At 62.1% G+C, this 20395-nt stretch carries 17 protein-coding genes; 5 read left to right on the forward strand and 12 right to left on the reverse strand.

Features of this window, described 5'->3' with window-relative positions; all coding sequences use genetic code 11:
* Positions 1-755 precede the first annotated feature (755 nt).
* Positions 756-1310 (forward strand): recombinase family protein, encoded by a 555-nt coding sequence (locus MSIL_RS15855; RefSeq protein ID WP_012592090.1) that lies wholly within the window; start codon positions 756-758, stop codon positions 1308-1310.
* Here MSIL_RS15855 and MSIL_RS15860 read toward each other — a convergent pair.
* The 3 genes from MSIL_RS15860 to MSIL_RS22375 all read right to left on the reverse strand — a co-directional run bounded on the left by MSIL_RS15860 (position 1280) and on the right by MSIL_RS22375 (position 2835).
* A complete protein-coding gene (locus tag MSIL_RS15860; RefSeq protein WP_210160569.1) occupies positions 1280-1831 on the reverse strand; it encodes a hypothetical protein in 552 nt (183 codons plus the stop codon). The two genes, MSIL_RS15855 and MSIL_RS15860, sit on opposite strands and share 31 nt — an antisense overlap.
* 132 nt (positions 1832-1963) lie before the next feature.
* Positions 1964-2308: a hypothetical protein gene (locus tag MSIL_RS15865; RefSeq protein ID WP_012592092.1), complete on the reverse strand. Its 345-nt coding sequence runs from the start codon at positions 2306-2308 to the stop codon at positions 1964-1966.
* Positions 2305-2835 carry an HGGxSTG domain-containing protein gene (locus MSIL_RS22375; RefSeq protein WP_041368124.1) on the reverse strand — a complete coding sequence of 177 codons (531 nt, stop codon included), beginning with the start codon at positions 2833-2835 and terminating at the stop codon, positions 2305-2307. The genes MSIL_RS15865 and MSIL_RS22375 overlap by 4 nt, the downstream gene beginning before the upstream one ends.
* Between MSIL_RS22375 and MSIL_RS21445 the strand changes: the two genes are divergently transcribed.
* Positions 2719-2961: a hypothetical protein gene (locus MSIL_RS21445; RefSeq protein ID WP_148213116.1), complete on the forward strand. Its 243-nt coding sequence runs from the start codon at positions 2719-2721 to the stop codon at positions 2959-2961. The two genes, MSIL_RS22375 and MSIL_RS21445, sit on opposite strands and share 117 nt — an antisense overlap.
* Before the next feature lie 275 nt (positions 2962-3236).
* On the opposite strand, the gene MSIL_RS15875 is transcribed toward MSIL_RS21445, so the two are convergent.
* Positions 3237-5762: an AAA family ATPase gene (locus tag MSIL_RS15875; RefSeq protein WP_012592094.1), complete on the reverse strand. Its 2526-nt coding sequence runs from the start codon at positions 5760-5762 to the stop codon at positions 3237-3239.
* A gap of 188 nt (positions 5763-5950) precedes the next feature.
* On the opposite strand from MSIL_RS15875, the gene MSIL_RS21745 reads away from it, so the two are divergent.
* Positions 5951-6772 carry a hypothetical protein gene (locus MSIL_RS21745; protein ID WP_187148665.1) on the forward strand — a complete coding sequence of 274 codons (822 nt, stop codon included), beginning with the start codon at positions 5951-5953 and terminating at the stop codon, positions 6770-6772.
* Between the two features lie 638 nt (positions 6773-7410).
* Here MSIL_RS21745 and MSIL_RS15890 read toward each other — a convergent pair.
* From MSIL_RS15890 to MSIL_RS15910, 5 genes are all read right to left on the reverse strand, one after another.
* Complete coding sequence (locus tag MSIL_RS15890; protein WP_012592097.1) at positions 7411-8694, reverse strand: tyrosine-type recombinase/integrase; 1284 nt, start codon at positions 8692-8694, stop codon at positions 7411-7413.
* Between the two features lie 369 nt (positions 8695-9063).
* Positions 9064-10128 (reverse strand): HAD family hydrolase, encoded by a 1065-nt coding sequence (locus MSIL_RS15895; RefSeq protein WP_012592098.1) that lies wholly within the window; start codon positions 10126-10128, stop codon positions 9064-9066.
* A complete protein-coding gene (locus MSIL_RS15900; protein WP_244406153.1) occupies positions 10125-11069 on the reverse strand; it encodes a formylglycine-generating enzyme family protein in 945 nt (314 codons plus the stop codon). Before MSIL_RS15900 ends, MSIL_RS15895 begins: the two co-directional genes overlap by 4 nt.
* 93 nt (positions 11070-11162) lie before the next feature.
* Positions 11163-12062, reverse strand: a complete 900-nt coding sequence (locus MSIL_RS15905; protein WP_187148666.1) for a SphA family protein — start codon at positions 12060-12062, stop codon at positions 11163-11165.
* Between the two features lie 157 nt (positions 12063-12219).
* Positions 12220-13869, reverse strand: coding sequence for an arylsulfatase (locus MSIL_RS15910; protein WP_012592101.1), 1650 nt, complete (start codon positions 13867-13869; stop codon positions 12220-12222).
* Between the two features lie 623 nt (positions 13870-14492).
* Here MSIL_RS15910 and MSIL_RS15915 point away from each other — a divergent pair.
* Both MSIL_RS15915 and MSIL_RS15920 read left to right on the forward strand, forming a co-directional pair.
* Positions 14493-15242 (forward strand): DNA-3-methyladenine glycosylase family protein, encoded by a 750-nt coding sequence (locus MSIL_RS15915; RefSeq protein ID WP_012592102.1) that lies wholly within the window; start codon positions 14493-14495, stop codon positions 15240-15242.
* A 167-nt stretch (positions 15243-15409) separates the two neighbouring features.
* Positions 15410-18835 carry a tetratricopeptide repeat protein gene (locus tag MSIL_RS15920; protein WP_012592103.1) on the forward strand — a complete coding sequence of 1142 codons (3426 nt, stop codon included), beginning with the start codon at positions 15410-15412 and terminating at the stop codon, positions 18833-18835.
* A 112-nt stretch (positions 18836-18947) separates the two neighbouring features.
* On the opposite strand, the gene MSIL_RS15925 is transcribed toward MSIL_RS15920, so the two are convergent.
* From MSIL_RS15925 to MSIL_RS15935, 3 genes are all read right to left on the reverse strand, one after another.
* Positions 18948-19112: a hypothetical protein gene (locus tag MSIL_RS15925; RefSeq protein ID WP_187148667.1), complete on the reverse strand. Its 165-nt coding sequence runs from the start codon at positions 19110-19112 to the stop codon at positions 18948-18950.
* Between the two features lie 122 nt (positions 19113-19234).
* On the reverse strand, positions 19235-19732 hold the full coding sequence (locus tag MSIL_RS15930) for a GlcG/HbpS family heme-binding protein (RefSeq protein WP_012592105.1): 498 nt from the start codon (positions 19730-19732) through the stop codon (positions 19235-19237).
* Positions 19733-19767: 35 nt separating this feature from the next.
* The gene (locus MSIL_RS15935) at positions 19768-20322 is read right to left on the reverse strand and encodes a peroxiredoxin (protein ID WP_012592106.1); all 555 of its coding nucleotides are present in this window, start codon (positions 20320-20322) and stop codon (positions 19768-19770) included.
* Between the last annotated feature and the right edge of the window lie 73 nt (positions 20323-20395).

Here is a 20395-nt window from a genome sequence, read left to right on the forward strand (position 1 = left end):
AGCTCCGCGCGCGATCGTCGTCGCTCGTCTATGCGATCACGCCCCGCAAATTTCACACTCGGTTGCGTGAACTAGGCGAAGTAGAGCGACGTTTTTCGTTCCTAGCGCAATGTGCGCCAGGTCGCCGAGCAAACCTTCCGTCTCGCGCTTATAGGTTGCCGCTCTGATATTCGGCCTCGCGCGCAGCTCGGCCAGCTCACGGCGCGTGGTCCAATAATAATTCGTGTAGAATTCCAAGCGGGACATCTTGCTCCGCGTCTCAGCCGTTGTGCAGTCGTTTCCTGCGTTGAGAGATTTGCTCATACCGCAACCACCTTTCCAAAAGATCAGGCCCTATGGTGCGCGGCATGCTTCTAAGTTGTCAAGCCAGAAAAATTCTAAAACGGCTGATATTACAGTATGTTAGCATACTGTTGACATACGGAGAGCGGCGACGATTGTCATTGTCAGTGTGCATGCTGTTGATTAAATTCGATCTGCGGTCGGCGCGCCAACCAGCGAACTGGAATGCTTAGGTCCGAAAATAATTTACGACCCCTCAAGCGGCTCAACCGCCGGACCAATCGGGCCGGTTGGATTTTGCGCATGGATCGCGCGGCGCTCAAAGCCTTATGCGCAGCGATACCGTCCAATTTGGGTACACCCCTACGAAACATCGCCGTGAGACATATTTCGCGTCTTAATAGGGTTGACTTTGCATTTATAAGACGGGATAAGAAGAGGGTCTAGAGGCTATCGAGACAGTTGAGGGTGACATGGCGACTTACGGATATGCGCGGGTTTCGACGACAGACCAAGACCTCGCCTTGCAGAAGAAAGCTCTCAAGGCCGCAGGCTGCGCGATCATCCGGGCCGAGAAGATGACAGGAACGAAGCTCGCCGGCCGTACGGAGCTGCGCACGCTGCTGGATTTCATTCGCGGCGGCGACGTTCTCATGGTGACGCGCATCGATCGCCTGGCGCGCTCAATCGGCGATCTTGCAGGCATTGTGCGCGAGCTCGAAACCAAGGGCGCGGCGCTCAAGGCGACAGAACAGCCGATCGACACAAGCACGGCGGCCGGCAAGGCGTTTCTGGGAATGCTCGGAGTGTTCGCTGAGTTCGAAACAAACATCCGTAAGGAACGCCAGCTCGAGGGCATCGCCAAAGCGAAGGCTGAGGGCGTCTATAAGGGCCGCAAGCCTTCGATCGATGCGGCTGCTGTGCGGCGCCTGCGCGACGTCGACGGGCTTGGCCCAACAGAGATCGCCGAGCGGCTTGGCATCGGCCGCGCAAGTGTCTATCGGGTCTTGGGGGCAGCGGCTGGCTGAAACTGCATGCGGGACATCGCCGAATGTTTCTGCTCCGCGATCGCCGCAAGGAATTTCCGTCGCTCGAGCTCGGCGGCAAAGGGATTTTGCGAGGGATCACTGACCTGCGATGCGGCGAATGATTTTTCATAGTCGCGTTCGATCAAATCAAGCATCTTGTATTCGCGAACCGGGCGGGCCGCTTGGTATTCGGCGTAACGCCTATCAACCTCGGCCGCTTTGGCCTCTGCCGCCTGCCTCGCTTCGAAAGCCGCGTCGAGCGGCGTGATCTGCTCATCGTCGGGCCGTACGGCGTTGAGAAGGGCGACAAGCGCGTAATAGCAGGGAGCGCACGCGACCACCTGAGCTTCCTGGCGTTCGAGGGTCATCGTGCTCCCTATGGCGCCTGCGATGGCACCCCTGATTTCTTCCACGCCCGTCACTATGCGCGCTACGGCGCCCGGAAGCTCTTTCGCGCCCTGGTATATGCCGACGACGATCAGGACCGGTAAAAGAACCACGGCGCCCCAAAACGTCAGCAACGCAAGGGCCTGTATAGTTCGCTCGAATGCTATCTTTGGAATTGCGAGCATCTGATTTCCTTCGGTTCACAGAGGCGGCGCGGTTTGGCCGCTAACGAGCGCGCCGGGAAACGCCGCAATGGTCATCCGCAATCACTCGAAAACATCGATCGGCGGCGCGTCCCTCGATTTACGCCGCTTTGCTTTCGGCGCGCTGGCGTCGGGCGACATTTGCCCGCGGCGGATGATTTGATCCAGCTCTGCGGCAGTCATTTCGGACAGCGGTTTGTCGTCGGCCGTGCCTTCCGTCTTATCAAACAAGCCAGCGGCGCGGAAGATCGAAGTTGCCGCGGTTGCTTTAGCCGGAGCGGGGGCTTTCGGGTTGTTGCAAATCTCGCGCAAGGCTGCGAACGCCTCTTCAGCGCCTTCGCGCCGGATTTTCCTACGGAGATCGGCGAGCGCTTCGATCGGTGTTGCGTTGGACTGTTTCTTGGTCATGGAAATAGTTTCCTCAGCGTTTCGGGCGAAAACGAGATGGGGCTTGGATCGCCAGGGGAGGCCGCTGGCTGGCTTTCGGCGCCGCGGTCAGCTTGGGCGTGGTTTCTGGCTTCGAAGGCGGCCTCGGTCGCCAGGACGATCTCCCGGAAGGCTTTGGCGTCGGCCCGCTGTTTGCGAATGCTGGCGCGACGCGTCGCCGGGCCGGGGTTCATCACGCGCTTGGCGAATTGGTTGTCGTAGGCGGCTCGCTGCTCCGGCGTCATGGCCGTCAGTTTTGCCGCGCGAGTGGCTGCGCGCTTTTTTTGGCGTTGGACAATCATCCGTTCTTTGCGCGCCAAGGCGTCGGCTCCTGCGTCTGCTGCCGGAAGCTGAATTTTGTGCCAGTCTTTTCCCTTAGGCGTCTTTCCGCCGTGAAATTTGCATCGCCCATTCGGATAGAGCACGAGCTGCTGGCATGGCTCGCCGTCGCGCTTGCGGCGGGCGCCGCAGCGCGGTCCGGCGAGGCGCTCGGCGTTGATCTTCTTCATGCGATCGGAGCAAGTCTTTCGCCACGCCGGCGACCGTTGGAAAGTGTAGGGATTATCCATGCGCGCCTGCCGGTGCTGTTTTATCTAAAAGAACGTGCGAACTTAAATCCGATCCGCGTCCGCTGATGATCGGCCGCCGACGGCTTTTCGTGATTTTAGTTGGACGGGTCTTTCCGCGGCTAAATCCGCGCGGCCGAAGTCGCAGGCCTCTGAAGAGGGCGCGCTTAAACAGCGCCAGCGACCTCTTTAGAGTGTTCAAGCTGTTCAAGCGGCAGCCTTTGAAATCATTGAGCTTTTTCTGGATTAAACAGCTTGAACAACTGTTCAAGCTGTTTAACGCCTTGGGAGCAGACGAAAGCCGAATGATTTCAATCTTGTCGGCTCGAACAGGCGTCATTTGTTCAAGCCCCGGCCAAGTCATCGTCTATGGTCTCGTCGTTGACATCGCTTGTATGTCTTAGGAGCCAAGGCGAAGCCTTATCTGCGCCTTCTTTTTCGGCCCAAACGCGAATACGTTTGTGGTCTTTGACGACGATAACACCATCCCCCGACAAATTGTCTGTGAGCGTGTTTCTGATTGTTTGCTCGCGGTCGGTTTTAGCTATTCCCGCAAGCTTTAGCGCCTTGCCCAATTCAAGATACGCTCCGCTGATTTTCAGCTGGGCGCTTCCCCCCATAACCTCCAACGCTGCGCTCGCCACGCTGCGGCGCATCACATCTTCTTCACCTGATCGAACGGCGCTCGCCTCCGCGGCTGCTTTCCTCGCATCGATTATTTCGTGAACTATGACGGTGTCTCCGCGGCGCCGGAGCGACGCCTCGGCGTCTTCTTCGTTGAAGAGTGCGTCGGCTGTTTCTGGTGACCAATCCGCAGTCCCGTTGCCGACCGGTACGACTTTCAATCGATAGACCAGACCGCCGATCTTGGGGCCGTAATTCGCTCCGCCCATGTCAGCGCGCATGTATCGGCCAGGGGGAAGCCCTCCCCGTAGGGGGTCTTTCTCCGATACTTCGTTGAGATTGAGACTGCCGCGCACGACGCCGCCACTGGCTGAGGCGCCGCGCCCCGCATGTATGTCGTCGACGGCTTTTTCGGTTTTGCCTGTGTGATGTACGATTAATATCGCAGTATTTTCTTCGGCCGCGATAGTGATGAGCAGTCGGAATGCCGCATCCATCGCGTCGTTTTCGTTTTCGCCGATGCCGGCCACTAGCGATACAAGCGGGTCGAGGATCACGAGCGTGGGCTTTTTCCGCCTGATCATTTCTCTAAGCTTCGCGAAGCCTGGCCCTTCAGTGACAGCGCTTGTTCTGCCGTCTTTGCGTTCGGCGACAATTAGCCTGCGGGAGCTCCCCGACCAGAGTGTTATTCCATGCTTCACCCGGCCGATAACGCCATGAAATTTCTGAACGGCACTCAGCCGCCGTTGCATTTCCGCCTGCGGGTCTTCGGCGTTGTAAACGATAACCGGTCCGCACTTGTGCAAGCGCTCCGGTGATATATTGCCGGGGCCGCGCAAGATGCTTTCTTTTCCGGTCGCGACGGCCAAAGCGAGGCGCAGCATAAATGCGGATTTGCCTAACTTCGATGCTCCGACAACCTGGCTCGCGGTGCAGGCCATAAGCCACGGGCTGACGATCCACTTGCGCGTTGGAAGATGTTTCGGGTCTATCGCCTCAGTTATTTCGCAGACATCATCGGGGCCAAAGGCCTCAACGGCCTGCGGCGACTTGGCTTTGACGTCAAATCCCTCCAGCGCCCCCCGAAGCACGTCGCGGTCGGCGCCGGTCGTCAAACTAAGGCTCTCTATTGCGTCGTCTTTGTCCTCATCGATCACGTCGAAATAGACAGAGACGCGAGCGAAGTCGTTCGGGGCGTGCAGCTCTGCCTGCTCGTAAAGCCAGCTTGCGCCGCGGCGGAATGGCGGAACCATTTTGCGCCATTCTTGCGCGACGTAATCTGGATCGTTTCCGTCGGGCCCGTCGTATTTCTCAGACCACTCTTGCGCCAGCGCCTCTGCAGCGCCTGGATCGTCCGGCAGCGCCGCCTTGATTGCGTAAAGCATGTCTAGCCAGCTATCGCGCGTCGGGTAGAGCGCCTCTGTGTTCGGCAGGCTGCGCACGGCGCGCGCAACGGCTTCCGCCGACCCTGTGAACTTCGTTTGGTCGCCGCCCGAGCCCGATCCTGCCGATAGCTTGCGCCCGCGGAACTCTGCGTTCGGCATGACGTGCGAGAGCTCAAGAAAGAACGCCTCGACTTGCTCGGGCGTTACCTCTGTCAGCTCTTTGAACGGCGGTAGCCCCTCGGGCCAGCTGTAAGGCTTTCCCGTCTTTGGATGCGTCCCGCGCATGACGATCTGGCGTCGGTCTGTGCTGAGCTCGACGAGCTCGCGCTTTCCCTCGGGGCCGTCGAACTTGACCTTTAGGAACGGGACAGGCTGCGCACAGCGGTAGAGGAAAAGCGCCTTCGGCGCCCGGCCGACGCGGGGCCGCGCCGGCCCGAGCATCTCGCGCATGAGTTCGGCCGCGCGCGCTGAAAGGCCGTGATCGAGCGTGTCTATGTCGACAGCCAGCACGCTTGACACAAGGCCTGTCATAAGGCCGACGCCGGCGCCCCAGGACGCCCATTCGACAAGATCGGCGTCCGTCGTGCTATGTGTTTGCCAGTCGTGGAAGCCAACCCAGGTTCCGTTTGCCAGGCGCTTGCCCGGTATCTTGCCAATGAGCTCTGGCCGGATGTTGGAGCTCTCGCTCATCGTCGCGTCATGCGGGATAAGCGGCCTTAGCGCGCGATATCCGCGATCCCATAGCTCTTTGAAGCGATTGGACGAAGGCGAGCCGTGCTGCGGCGGGGCCGCCGGCGCCGCTGGTTCGTCGGCAGACGACTTGTCTTCGCCAACGCTTGGCGGTATAGAGTGATGACCCATTACTAAATCGCCTTTCGGAAAATCCCTGCATCAGTCGCGCGCTGCAGGGATTTTTCTTGTCTGCTCTTTGGTTGTGTCGGCAGCGCACAACAAGCGCGCTCCGTTCATTTTTTCGCCGCCGGCGTCGATCAGCGCCGGTCGTCGCGGCGTTCCATCATTGGCGACGTCGCGGCGGAAGCGCCCTGACGGTGGTCGGCCGGGACGCCTTGCGCGATCGACGCAGAAACCTTCCGTTCTTTTCGCTCTTGTTTCCGGAGGCCTGCCTGTGCCATCCGCCGCGCACGCCGTGTGCTGAACAGCGCCGGCTCTTTGCCTCGGACGCGCACAGATCGTTCAACACGCAAATCGACGCGGACGTTTGTCCCGTCCGGACCGATTTCGAAGATAAAGGCTCCTGGGTCGAGGTTCGAGATTTTCGAAGCAAGCGCATCTACGACGCCACTCCGGGGAGGCACCTGAGGCCGGGTCGTTTTCATAGGGCTGTCCTCGTAAGCCGACGCACCCGCGCGAGTTCCGAGCGCTTCGTGCGCTGCAGGGATTTTTCTTGCGCTCCGGGCCTCAAGTGTCCGGCTCTACATTCTTCCCACAATCTTTGCCGCGTAGACATTTCAATCCTCCATATGCGTTGGCGCCGGTCTGCAGCGCTGTTGTTGCTCAGGGCCGGTCAGCACGAGGAGCGCCAGCTCGAGGTCTTGCTCGGCTTCCTCGATCGCAAGGCAGGACAGCAACACGCCCAGCGCTCGCTTTGCCCACTTATTTCTTCGCCGCTCGCTTGGCTCGACGTCATCCTCGGCAACAGCCATCAACAGGCCCTCGAAGATATCGACGGCCTCGGCAGCGCCGGCGTCAGCAAACGGGAGCGTGAAGCGCCCTGCGACGACCTCAACGCGAGCTCGGGCGCCAAAGCGCTTCGGCGTGTCGCAACAGGCGACGAGCAGCGCGAACGTCCGCAAGGCGATGGATCGACCGAAAACGGCTTCAAACCGTGCTGGCGCGTTGGATTGGCTTAGGCGCTTGATCGTCGCTTGCAGCGTGCCGAAGGCCTGCGCGCGATCGATCACACCGCACCGCCGCTAGCGCGCCAATTCGCCCGCGCGAGTTCTGAGCGCTTCGCACGCGCCGCCTTGCCGCGATTCGATGGCGCCCATGGCTCCGCGCTCTCAATGAGCTTGATGAGGCCCGGCGTCTCTACCAGCACACGTCCGGCGAGGCGGCGCAGTACAAGCCGGCCTTGCTCTGCCATGCGATAGACAGAGGTCGGCGAAATGCCGCAGACCTGGCTTGCGAGGCTGACCGTTACGAACTGACGGTCGGTCCATGGTAGCGCATCCCTGTCGCCGACAACGCCGCGGCGCGTTCGGGTTGTGACTGCTTTGTCCGGTGTGGCTTGGTTGGTAGGGCGTCTCATGACCTAGACTTTCCTTGCGGCTGTATAGGAAAGCTATGTCAAGCAAGACGATGGGGCAACGCCGCGTTTGGAAGAAACGCCATATAAATCAATGATGTATGTCAGATGTATGCCAAGTGTATGTCTATATTAATTGGGCGCATTTGCGCCCATCTGACTCATAAGTATCTGAGTTGCTGTTGATTGAAACAGTTCATGGTGAACTGTCGGCGTGGACCGTCAAGAACCTATCACGAATTGTTACAGATGAGACGCCGGCGCGAGCGTCATCACGGCGCGCCTGGCGAGCTCTTCGGTCGCGTCGACGATATAGGCGGCGTAGTGCTTCTCAATCATCGCCGTGCTCGTATCGTGAAGCGCCGCAACGAGGCGTACCGGCAGGCCACAGCTCAAGCCGTGCACGATCGAGGTATGGCGCAGCGCGTACATCACCGTCCCGGCAGGGAGGCCTGCCGACTTGATCGCCGCGCCCCAGAGGCGATCGGTTTCGCTCGCCGTCTTCCACGGCTGCCGGCTGGTCCGCTCCCAAACGAAGGGGCCGGTCTGCTTGACATGCCAACGAAGCAAGAGCGGCTCATGGCCGCGCCGGCCGTTCAGCGCGGGCTTGAGCCTTTCCGCCACGTCTTCGCCGATCGGCACGGCGATGCGCGCCGCCTGCTTCGCGCCGCGGCCCTTTTTTGAAACCGGGATCATGATGCGAAGCTTGCCGACTTGCACGTCTGCAACCGTCAGGGCGGCGATCTGAGAGAACCGGGCGCCGGTCGACGCGACGAGCAGCACGAGCCGGCCAAAGTCGCCGCTCTCCTCGACTGCGAAGGCCGCGGACACGACGCCGCGCACGTCTGCATCTGAAAGCACCTGTCGGCGGGCCTCTGTCGCCGACGGCAAAGCCTTTGTGCCGGATTTGATATCGCCGGCGACATGGGCGGGAAGCTCGCGGCGATGGCGTTCAGCCATCGCGTTGAGCGCGGCGCGCAGATCGTTCAGGAGCCGATTGACCGTCGAGGGACGAAGCGTCTTCGGAAGGCCCTCACGCCAACGCCGAAGGCTTGCGGCCGTCAGCCGGGCCAGCGTCAGCTTGGCAAAGCGCTCGTCGCTGAGGACGTGCTTCGTCAGCCGCGATTTGGCGTCATTTCCGCTCGCCGATTTGGCCTCGCGCTCGGCGATATAGGCCGTGATCGCGGATTGAACCGTCGGAACTTCGGCGCCGAAGTCGCCGTCTTCGCGCGCCTCGATCCCGGCAAATTTCTGACGGCCCCAGCTGAGCGCCGCTGAAACGGCTTGAGGGTAGGGCAGGCCGCCGGCCGGAGCTCCGGCGTCGTCTGCCGGCGCAATCCGTTCTTCGATGCGGACGCCAGCAACCACGATCTTTGCAACCCATGATCCGGCGCCGCGGGCGGGCTTCCGATAGCCAAGCGAGACGCCGCCGCGGCCGCCGGAAATGCCATGCCAATAGGGGTTGCGGTTCGCCGGCAACTTCGTGCGCTTGGCCGCCGTATCGAACGCGGCTTTCTCGGTCGCCATGATTTCCGTCTCACAGAGCGTCTCACACAGTGGTATGGACTGCCCAGGAGATAGAAGATAGCGAAATCGTTATATTACAGTAACTTAGGTTTTGTCTGGACAGTCAAAAAGTGGCTTGAGCGGCCCTTTCACGGCGAAAACATTGGTTCGATTCCCCTTGGATGCGCCAATGAAATCAAAGACTTAGGTGTCATCCGGTCCCCGAGACGAGGCTGATTCCCGACTCCTGTCCAATAAGGATGGGGCGAACGGCCCTGAGTTTCCCCGAACGATAGCGCACAGCTTATTGCCGTTTCGCGCCGCCTTTCGGCGCGCCGACAATCTGAAGTAGCGCGCCGGCGGCGCGGCCAAGTGGCCCTTTTTTGCTCGCTACTGCTTTCTGTCAGGATAAACGCGCTTCCAGTCTTCCTTCATGTCGACGACAAGCCAGCCGCGCGCCGGCGCCTCGTCGAGCGCTTTGTCGAGACGGCCGATCTTGCTGCCGCGGTCATAGGCCCATTCTCGCTCGGCGTCGGTATGGCGCACGATAAGGCCGAACCTCGGGCCGGGATTGAGCGTCGTCCATTGCAGCATTTCAAGATCGCCATCGGAATTGCCGGCGGCGAAGATTGGCTTGCGGCCGATGAAGCGGTTAATCGCAACCGGCTTGCCGGGGCCATCGTCGACAAACTCGATCTGCGGCAGCTTTTCGATTGAGACCTTGTCTCCGTTAAGCGTGAAACTGGCTTTGATGCTCGAGCCGACGATCTGTTCCGGCGGCACGCCATAGACCGCGGGCGCCCAGGGACGCATGAAGTCGACGCCGCCGCCAGACACGATGAAAGTCTTAAAGCCATTCGCGCGCAGATATGTCAGGAGTTCAAGCATGGGCTGAAATATCAGCTCGGTATAGGGACGATCGAAGCGCGGATGGCGCGCGGAAGCCGTCCACGCGGCGACTTCCTTCGTGAATTCATCGACGGTGACGCCCGCATGGGTGAGCGCGACGACTTCCAGGATATCTTTCTCGCCAATCCCCGCGAGCGCCGCCTTGTCTCCGCCGATGAGCGCCCTCAGAACGGGCTTCTGCCGCCATTCAGGGTGGTTCTTCGTCAGCGCCTGTACGCGGTCAACAGTGAAAGCGAGCTGGAAGTAATAAGGCTGTTCCGACCAGAGCGTGCCGTCGTTGTCGAAAGCCGCGATGCGCTCCGGCGGCGGTACGAAATCCGCCCCGCCGTCCCGCGTCACCCGGTCAACAAATGCGACGATCGCCGCCTTGGCGTGGCCCTCTGCCCAGGAGGGCAGCGGATCATCGGGCGCATCGCCATCGAAGCCTTCGCCGCTCGGCAGCCGAGGTCTCAACTCGGCTTGCGCGAAAGCCGGTGTGGCTCCGAACGCGAGATAAAAAGAGCCGGGGAGCCCAAAGACCCGACGGCGGCTCCAAAGATCAGTCATTCCAAGGAGCCTTCCTTTTGTTCCGCGTGCGAGGGCCGCCTTATGCAGCGAAAGCCCACATGGCTGGTCGACGTGTCGATCGCCTCCGCGTGACGCGCAGCCGGCCGATAGCGGCGGCAATAGTTTGGCGCGCAGAGATGCGAGCCGCCTTTCAGGACCTTCTGAGGAATGCTTGCGCCAGCCTGAAGCGACGCGTAGCTGCGCTCCATCGAACCACCGCGCGGATTGCGCGGGACGCAGCAAGCTTTCGGAGCATCGCCAGCATGGCGTTGTGACCACCAATCGGTCGTCCACTCCCAGACGTTGCCGATCAGATCGTAGAGTCCATAGTTGTTGGGTGGGAAGGTCCGCACCGGCGAGGTGCGCTCGAATCCGTCTTCAGCGAGATTTTGCAGCGGAAACTGGCCCTGCCACGTGTTCGCCATATGGCGGCCCCCGGGCGTGAACTCGTCGCCCCAGGCGAATTCGGCGCGCTCAAGGCCGCCGCGCGCTGCAAATTCCCACTCCGCTTCGCTCGGCAGTTCCTTGCCTGCCCATCGGGCGTAGGCTTCGGCGTCGCGGAAGGCGACATGGACGACCGGGTGGTCGTCGAGCCCTTTGATGGAGCTTCCGGGGCCATAGGGTTTGCGCCAGCTCGCGCCAAAGCGGAACGTCCACCACTGGCTCCAGTCTCGCAGATCGACAGGATAATCGGGCGGGGAAAAGACGAGCGAACCGGGCTTCAGCATGTGCGGCAGGGCGTCGGGGTAGTCTTTCGAATTCGGGGCGATCTCGGCGAAAGTCCTGTGGCCGGTCGCCTCGACAAACGCGCGAAACTGCGCATTTGTGACCGGCGTCTCGTCCATGAAGAAACCGTCTACCGCAACCCGATGCGCCGGCGCCTCTTCGGGATAGTGCCTGTCCGATCCCATCAGAAAGGTTCCGCCGTCTAGGTAGATCATTGCCGTAGGGTGGGTTGACCCCCTCCGGCTGGACGCCGCGCTCCGAACGCGTTTTTCCATATAGTTCTCTTTGTCGATTGTGCTTATCCGCGATTACAGTCTGAAGGCCATGGATGCGAAAATCGAGTTGCCGCGCACACGATTCTGCGTCGCGAATTCATGGAACCAGCGACTGCTGAGGATCACCTCCTGCTCGCCGGCCTTGATGGTGTAAGAGAGCAGCGGCCCGACGGCGGCGACCCGGCCCTTGAAGGCGCCAAGCCGCTCGTCGCCTTGCCCGCCGTCGGCGGTGACCTGCTGATAGAAATAGCCGCCGACGCCGGCGGCGAGACCGAACGGCAAATGCTGATTCAGCGCCCATTCGACATGAAGCTCTTCGCCGCTCTGGTAGTTGGTCGCGCTATTGACGGCGTTGAAGGTCATGCCGACGCCGCCCGAGGCCTCAATTCCCGTCGTCAGGCTGAGATAGGTGTAGCTGGCCTTGAGGTCGACGCCAGGCCGGTTGAGGCTCGTGATGGCGAGAGCGTTCGGATCATATGATCCGGTCGGAGCGAAGCCGGTCAGGGTTAGGTTCCAATGATGCTCGCCGGCCTCCCAGCCAATGAAGGCGGCGTAGGCGGTGTCGCCCAGGGCGTTGACGCTATCGCTCACGCCGAGCTGTCTGCTGACGCCGCGCGGGCCCGTAAAAGCGACGCTGGCCTTGGTGGTTTCCCCGCCAAGCGGGATGAGCGCGGCAAAGCCGATCGCGCCGCCGAGCGCCTTGAGGTCCGTCACCCACGAAAACTGGGAAATGTTCATGACGAACTGATATTGAAGGCCCGCCCCGATAATATTGCCGCGCGGAATCCTGAGATTTGCGCCGGCGCTGCCCTCATAGAGATAGAACGTGTTTGAATAGTAGAATCCGGGCGGCGGCGTATAGCCGCTCAGCGGAATCTGATAGCCGAGAAGATAATTGCCGAGACCATATTCCGCCGCCCCGGCTGTGGTCATTGACATCGCCGCGCCGAGCGCCAAAGCTACAAGCGCCCATCTCGGCCGGCGCCCTCGGAGCTCGGAAACGCTCCAGACCATTCGTCTGCCTCCCCTCGTTTGGACGGAGCCTTCGGGCCGCTTCCGCAGCGGCCCGTTGCCTTGCTTTGGACGCAGCTTAATCGCCGCCAGTGGCGTTTCTGATTTGCGCCTCGATCTTCGAGAGATTGAAAGAGCCTGGGGACTGACTTGGAGGATAATCTTTGAGCGTTGCGAGAAATTTCGCCGCCATTTCCTGGATCGAAACGATCACGAAAACGCGGCTCAAATACCAGTCGTTGTATGTGTTGGAATTATGTTGCGCCAACTCGAATGGATCACGCCGAAGATTGAACAGGAGGGGCGCTCGCAATTCGACGAAGGGTTCGCGCCAGACCTGAAGCCCCTCGGCGCGGTTCTCAAGGAAAACGACTTTCCAAGCCGAATAGCGCGCCGCGACGACCTGGCCCTCGTCATTTACATACCAAAACTCCTTGCGAGGCGAATCTTTCGTCTTTCCCGTGAGATAGTCGAGCAGATTGTAACCGTCGATGTAGTTGCGATAGCTGCGCCCGTTGATTTCGACGCCCTTGAGCAATTGCTCCTTGATGTCGGGGACGCCGGCGATCGCCGCGAAGGTCGGCAGCCAGTCCTCATGCGCAACGATCCCGTTGAGCGTGATCCCGGCTGGAAATTTGCCTGGCCAGCGCACGAACGCCGGCACGCGATAGGCGCCTTCCCAATTCGAGTTCTTCTCGCTTCGGAACGGCGTCGTGGCGCCGTCCGGCCAAGCGTTGAAATGCGGCCCATTGTCGGTCGAGTACATGACGATCGTATCGTTTGCGAGGCCGAGATCGTCGATCAGCTTGAGCAGTTCGCCGACTTGACCGTCGTGCTCGACCATGCCGTCCGAATATTCGTCCTGGCCCGATATGCCGCGATGCTCCGCCTTCACGTGGGTGCGAAAATGCATGCGGGTGGCGTTCCACCAGGTGAAGAACGGCTTGCCGGCTTTGACCTGGCGCGTGATGAAATCCTTCGCGGCCGCGAGGGTTTCGTCGTCGATCGTCTCCATGCGCGTCTTGGAGAGTGGGCCAGTGTTCTCGATCCTCTGCGTTCCGTCCGGGTTCGCCCAACTGTGAAGCACGCCGCGCGGACCGTATTTTTTGCGGAAATCCGGATTCGTCGGATAGTCCTCGTTTTCCGGCTCTTCCTCCGCGTTGAGGTGGTAGAGATTGCCGAAGAACTCGTCGAAGCCGTGCATCGTCGGCAAATGCTCGTCCCGATCGCCCTGATGATTTTTGCCGAACTGGCCTGTTGCATAGCCCTGGCTCTTCAGCACGGTAGCCACGGTGACGTCGCTCTTCTGCCAGCCCTGAGTGGCGCCCGGCAGACCTACCTTTGTCATGCCTGTGCGCACCGGGACATTGCCGCCGAGAAAGGCGGCTCTACCCGCTGTACAGCTTTGCTGGCCGTAATAGTCCGTGAAGCCGAGTCCCTCGCGAGCGATTCTGTCGATGTTTGGCGTCAGGTAGCCCATCATGCCCCGGCTGTTGTGGCTGATGTTCCAAAGCCCTATGTCATCGCCCCAGATGACGAGAATGTTCGGCCGTCGCCCCGGCGCTTGGCCCGCCGGCGCAGAGGGTGTCGCTTGATCTTGCGCCGCCATAAGGGAACGGCTGGCCGCAAGCGTCCCGGCCGCGAGAGCCGTGGCGCCGACCAGGAGGCTGCGTCGATTCGGCGACATACTTTTCCCCGCCATCTGTCGCTTCTTGTCGCTGGCAGACATCTTCGCTCCTTTGCTTTTCTTGAGTACGTGGCGTTAAGGATCAGCGATGCGCGGCGGCCGCTTGCATTATATGAATGGAGACGGCCTTTCTGGATCAAGGATAACGTTGAAAGTCACTTCATTCATTTTTTGCACTGCAAATATTTTCGCTTCAGTGCAGCATAGATCGATTGAACAAGCTTTCTTAGCTACCAAGTTATATTTCACGCTATACAAATGCGTGACGTTATCAGCTTGTTCATGTGTATTTTGCAGATGATATCACGTGATAATCTTGACATTTATGTGGTCTTTGACGTGAACGTAGACGTTCAGCTCCGCTTGCGCTTGCGTGCTGGCTACGACGAGGAGCGAAGTCACTATAAAGGCGCGGATTTTTGCATGCAAATACTATCCGGCACCCGGTCGAAGGTGAGCTGGGCGTCATGCGCGCCGGCGCCCCAGCGGACGCGCTCGCCTCTTCAAAGTGATTTGAGACGCGCTTGATCGGCCGGCAACATGGGAACGCGGCCGGCGATGGCCGCGGCTTTCTCCGACCTCTTACGCGCGGTCGAATGCTGGTCCGAGCAATATCTCGGACCATCGCGCCGGAGCGGCGAGACCACCAGAAAGTTTGGGGCGGCATGGCGACGATACGAATTCTGGACTCTGACCAAGCGCTGGCCGAAGGGCTCGCGGAGCTTGGCCGCCTCGATCCGGTGATGGCGCGCCTCGTCGCCGAGGGCGCACAGCCGGTGCTGCGCAAGCGCGAGCCAGGTTTTCACGGCCTTGCCTGGATCATCATGGGGCAGCAACTCTCGGTCGCAAGCGCCGACGCCATCTGGCGGCGGCTGATCGATCGTCTTGGGCCTTTGACGCCCTCAGTGATCGAGGCGGCGACGGATGAGGCGCTGAAGGCTTGCGGGCTGTCGGCGCCAAAAATCCGCACGTTGCGGGCGATCGCCGAGGCGATTACAAGCGGCGCTCTGCCGCTCGACGAACTTGGCGTCATGCCGGCCGACGCGGCCCATGCCGCGCTGACGGCGGTGAAAGGCATCGGTCCCTGGACGGCCGACATCTATCTCATGTTCTGCCTTGGCCATTCTGACGCCTTCGCCGCCGGCGACCTTGCCTTGCAGGCAGCCGCGCGTCTCGCCTATGGAATGACGGCGCGGCCGGGCGCCCCGGAACTTGTCGCGCTCGCCGAGCAGTGGCGCCCATGGAGAGCCGTCGCCGCCAAGGTGCTCTGGGCGCATTACAGGATCGCGAAGGGCCGGCCGGGCGTGTCGGAGAGCGTCAAGCCTGCGAAGGCGAGCCCGCCGAAAAAGAAGGCCGCTCCCAAACCAAAGCTGTCGAGGCAGGCGACGAAGCGCATCCACGCAAAGCTGAAATGATGAGTAGATCATGCGCAGAGATTACTGCGCGCCGGACAGTTGAAACTACGCCCGAGATTGTCCTCCGTCGGACCTCGTTGGGTCAAGATGACATTCCCGACGTGCCAAAACGCGCTTTGCAGAGCCTGTCGTCTGGGCGATGTTGCGGCTTCCACGCGAGGCTCGTCATGTCGCATGTTTTCGTTTGGTTGAAACGCCGCGCCGTCGTCGGCGCATTTTGCATGCTGGTCGCAAGCCAGAGCGGTTTTTGCGCCGAGGAAATTCGCGGCGTAGACGGCGGCGCAAAGCTGGCGTCGCGAGAGGCGGCGGAGGCGCTGGCGGGCGCCGCGCGCGCGGAAGACGATCGCGGCGCCTATCGCGCGGCCGCAGCCAAATTTGAGCAGGCGGCGCGCCTCGTGGCGGTTTTCGACCAGCGCCAGCAGTGGAACTATCTGATTGCCGAAGGCGACGCTCTGTTCGAGCAAACCGACAAGCTTGTCGACGAGCCGGCGCTGGCCGAAGCGACCGACGCGTTCCGGCGCGCGCTTCTCGCCGCGCCTCGGGCGACACGGCCTCTGGATTGGGCGCAGACGCAGGACAAGCTTGGCGAAACGCTGCATCGGCGCGGCGGCAATCTCGACGACGCCGACGCCTACAAGGAGGCCGCCGCGGCCTTCCGCGCGGCATTGGAGGAACGCACTCGCGCGCGCAACGCTTCTGACTGGGCCTACAGCAAAAGAAACCTCTGCAACACCATGCGGGACCTTGCCGACCTCGAACAGAAGTTCGCGCCTCCAGATGAGGTCACCGCCTGTTTTCGCGAGGTGTTGCAGGAATATTCGCGCGACAAGGACCCTGGCCAATGGGCCTGGACCCAATTGGCGCTCGGCAACGCCCTGACGGACCTCGGGCCGGCGACAACCCGCAAGGCGAGGCTGGAGCAGGCGGTCGAAGCCTATCGCGCCGGCTTGCAGGAGACGACGCGCGAGCCCGGCGCGGAGCCGTGGGCCAATCTCAAGCAGGCGCTTGGGCGCGCCCAGAAATCGCTGGGTGAAGGCGAGGCCGACCCGACCCGGCTTCTGGAGGCGGTCGCATCCTATCGCGACGCGCTCAAGGCCTATTCTCGCAAAGACACGCCGCGCGACTACGCGACGACGCAAAGCGACCTCGGCGACGCGCTGGTTGCGCTCGGCCGGCGCGAAGCCGGAACAGTGCGGTTCGACGAGGCCGTGGGCGCCTATCGCGAGGCGTTGCAGGAGTGGACGCGCGAGAGCGATCCGCAAAGCTGGGCGATGACGCAAAAAGACGTGGGCGATACGCTCATGATCATCGGTTGGCGCGTCGGCGATGCGGCGCCGTTCGAGCAGGCGGTCGCAGCCTACCGCGAGGCGCTGCGGGAAAAAACCCGCGAGCGGGTTCCGCTGGCATGGGCGACGATTCAGAATGCGATCGGCAATGCCCTGACTGCCATTGGCGATCGCCGCGGCGACCTGGCCCGGCTCGACGAGGCAGCCGAAGCCTATCGCGAGGCGCTGAAGGAGCGGACCCCCGAGCGCACGCCACTCGATTGGGCGCAAACGCAGGCCAACCTCGCCAATCTGCTGCGCATTCAAGGCAGCCGAGACGCGTCGCCTGGGCGGCTCGAACAATCGATCGCCGCCTTTCGCGAGGCGCTGAAAGTCGAGACGCGCGAGCGGGCGCCGCTCGACTGGGCGCAAGTGCAAAACAATCTCAGCGTTGCGCTGTTTATCCTCGGGCAGCGCGAGAGCGGGCCGGGCAGGCTCGAAGAGGCGGCCGCCGCAGCGCGCGAGGCGCTGAAGGAGAATCTGCGCGAGCGGTCGCCCATGGATTGGGCCGCGTCAGAGAACACGCTCGGCAATGCGCTGTTCGGACTCGGCCAACGCGAGAGCGGAACGAACAAGTTCGAGCAAGCGGTCGAGGCCTATCGCGAGGCGCTGCAGGAGCGCACCCGCGAGCGGGCTCCCTTGCTATGGGCGATGACGCAGCAGAGCCTCGGCGCGGCGCTCGCCGCGATCGGTCAGCGCGAGAGCGGATCGGACCGGCTGCGGGAGGCCGTCGCCGCCTATCGCGACGCGCTGAAGGAGCGCACGCGCGAGCGGGCGCCGCTCGATTGGGCGCAGACGCAGAACAATCTTGGAGTAGCGCTGTCGGACCTCGGCCACCGTGAGAACGACAAGGCGGCGCTGGTCGAGGCAATTGACGCCTATCGCGGCGCCTTGCAGGAACAGACGCGGGCGCGGGCGCCGCGGGACTTTGCGGCGATCCAGGCAAATCTCGGCGCGGCGCTGTTGCGGCTTGGGCTTCGCGAGGACGGCCGAGGGAGGCTCGAGGAGGCGGTTGCAGCCTTCAGCGAGGCGCTTAGCGAGTGGACGCCTGAGGGCAATCCCGGCGGCTGGTCGATGACCCATTATGATCTCGGCACGGCGCTCTCGGCGCTTGGCGTACGCGGCGGCGGCGCGCCGCGGCTGCAACAGGCTGTTGCAGCCTACGACGAGACCTTGAAGCTGTGGACCCGCGAGGGCCGGCCGGCGGATTGGGCGATGGCTCAGCTTTATCTGGGCATAACGCTCGAAAAGCTCGGCCTCGGCGAGATCGCATCTGCCAATCTCGAACAGTCGGTCTCAGCCTTGCGCGCGGCGCAGACAGTGTTCACCCACGAGCAGGCGCCGCAGAAGTGGGTCGTCGCTCAGGATAATCTCGGCCTGGCGCTGATGGGCCTTGGCGCGAGAGACAAGGGCTCCGCGCGCTATATTGAGGCCGCCGCCGCCTTCCGCGAGGCCCTGACTGAACATCAGCGCGAGCGCAGCCCGCTCGAATGGGCCAATGCGCGTGGCAATCTCGCCGACGCGCTGCGCGCTGCGGGCGAAGCGGAAACCGGGACCGCGCTGCTCGAAGAAGCCGTCGCCGCCTATCGCGACGCCCTGACGCAATGGACCCTCGAGCGCGCGCCGCCAAGGTGGGCGGCGATCCAGCACGGTCTCGGCAAGGCGTTGACAGCGCTCGGGCAACGCGAGAGCGGAACCGTGCGGCTCGAGGAGGCGATCGCCGCAGAGCGGGACGCTCTCAACATATGGACGAGGGAGCGTGCGCCGTTCGACTGGTCTGGGGCCAAGGACGCCCTTGGCGCGGCGCTGGCGGCGCTGGGCCAGCGCGAAAAGGCGACGGCCCGGTTCGAGGAGGCGGTCGCGGCCTTCCGCGAGGCTCTGAAGGAACGCCCGCGCGAGCGCTTGCCAATTCTTTGGGCCAGAACGCAAACAGGTCTCGGCGACGCGTTGCGCGCGCTGGGCGAAGGCGAGACCGGAACGGAAGCCCTGGAGCGCGCCGCCGCGGCCTATCACGAGGCGCTGCAGGAGTTGGGGCCGGAGCGCGGGCCGCAATATTGGGTCAAGGCCCTGGGCGGAAGCGGGGTCACGCTGTCGCTGATCGCTGAGCGGACCAGCGACAAGGCAATGGCAAAGACGGCGCTAAACCAAATCGCGACGGCGGCCAAAACCGCGCGCGACAACGGCGACGCCTGGACCGCGGCGGAGTTCGAGGCGGGTTTGCCGAGAGCCAAAAGCGTCGCCGAACATCTCAGTTCGCGGGGCGGATAACGGCGAGCGCGGTGCGTTCCGGAATGGAAGGCGGCGATGGCGCTGTAGTGAGATAGCGCGCCGAGCGTGTCGAGACCGTTTGATTTCATGCGCGACGGATCGCCCATTCGCCTTACACGAAGGGCAGGTTGTGGCTGCCGGCGGATTGCGGCACGTCTTTCGGGTCATAGTTGAACAGGGAAGTTAGCGCGGATGAGTTGCGGAACTTTTTTCCGCCATCGTCAAGCCCTGCTTTTACGCTAATGCCGCCCAAGCCGTCGGCGAGCGATCCGGCCAAATCCCAACCCTCCCCGGCGTGTGTGTCCTGGTTATGCTGCAGGTCCAAAACGCAGGTGTCGCCACGCTTCACAGGCACCCGTTGTAATCCATCCCAACAATACATGCTGGGAGAGCCGCCTTTTACTTGAGTTCGGCCGCCGCCTTGTCGAGACCGGCCTTGGAGCAGCTCTCGTCCTTGTCGCCGCCGGGCGCGCCGGAGACGCCGACTGCGCCGATGATTTCGTCGCCGACCTTGATCGGCAGCGCGCCCTGCGCTGCGATGACTCCGTTCAGATGCACGAGCCCAAGAGCCGGATTGTCCTTGAGACGTTGTGCGATCTCGCCCGAAGACGTTCTGAAGGTGCGCGCCGTGTAGGCTTTTCGCAAGCTGTTCTCGAGCGTGTGAGGCGAGGAATCGTCGCCGCGGATCGCGACAAGAAGCTGGCCTTCTCGGCCAACCACATGGACCGAGACGTGGTAGCCCTGCTTCGCGCAGCTCTCATAGGCGCTTTGCGCGATCTCGAGGGCGACCTGCGTCGAAAGGCTCTTTTCGGTGAGGAGCTCGGCATGCGCCGGAGCCGCGAGCCCGCAGCCGACGAGAGCCGCAGCCGCAGCGTGCTTTAACAATCTTGATGTCATGATTTCCCCTGCTTCACAGCTGTTCTGATTGTTCATCACTGGGCGTGTTGCTCACGCCATTTGCGCACGACCGCAAGCGTGTTCTCGATGTGCTTTTCCGGCGCGGAATCGGAGTAGGCGTAGATGATTTTTCCGTCCGGATCGATGACATAGGATATTCGGTCGGACACCGTCTCGCCTGACGCCGTCGGCGCTGTGCGGACCGCATCGTAGGAGCGAATGACCGCGAGATCGGGATCGGCCGCGACCGGAAATTTGTCGCGGCATTCCTCGGTGGAGAATTTGCGCTGCGTCTCGATCGTGTCTTTCGACATCCCGATCAAAGTCGCCCCCGCCTCAGCGAAACTCTCCGCCGCTTCCGCGAAATCATGCGCCTCGATGGTGCAGCCGCGCGTGAAGGATTTCGGGTAGAAATAGAGAACGACCGGACCTTTGCCGAGCGCCTCGAAGAGGGAGAAGGTGAAATCCTTCCCCCCAACGGCGGCTTTGGCTGTAAAGCCCGGCGCGGAATCGCCCGCCTTCAAGGCCGCGAAAACGGGCGTCGCGAACAGGCCCGTCAACACCAACGCCCACGCCAATATGCGCTTCATGGATCGTTTCCCTCTCTTGCTGGCCGCCGCTCGCTCGCGCCGTAGGTTCAAAGATGCCGCCTAACGATGGGCC

Source organism: Methylocella silvestris BL2 (assembly GCF_000021745.1).
Lineage (GTDB): Bacteria > Pseudomonadota > Alphaproteobacteria > Rhizobiales > Beijerinckiaceae > Methylocapsa > Methylocapsa silvestris.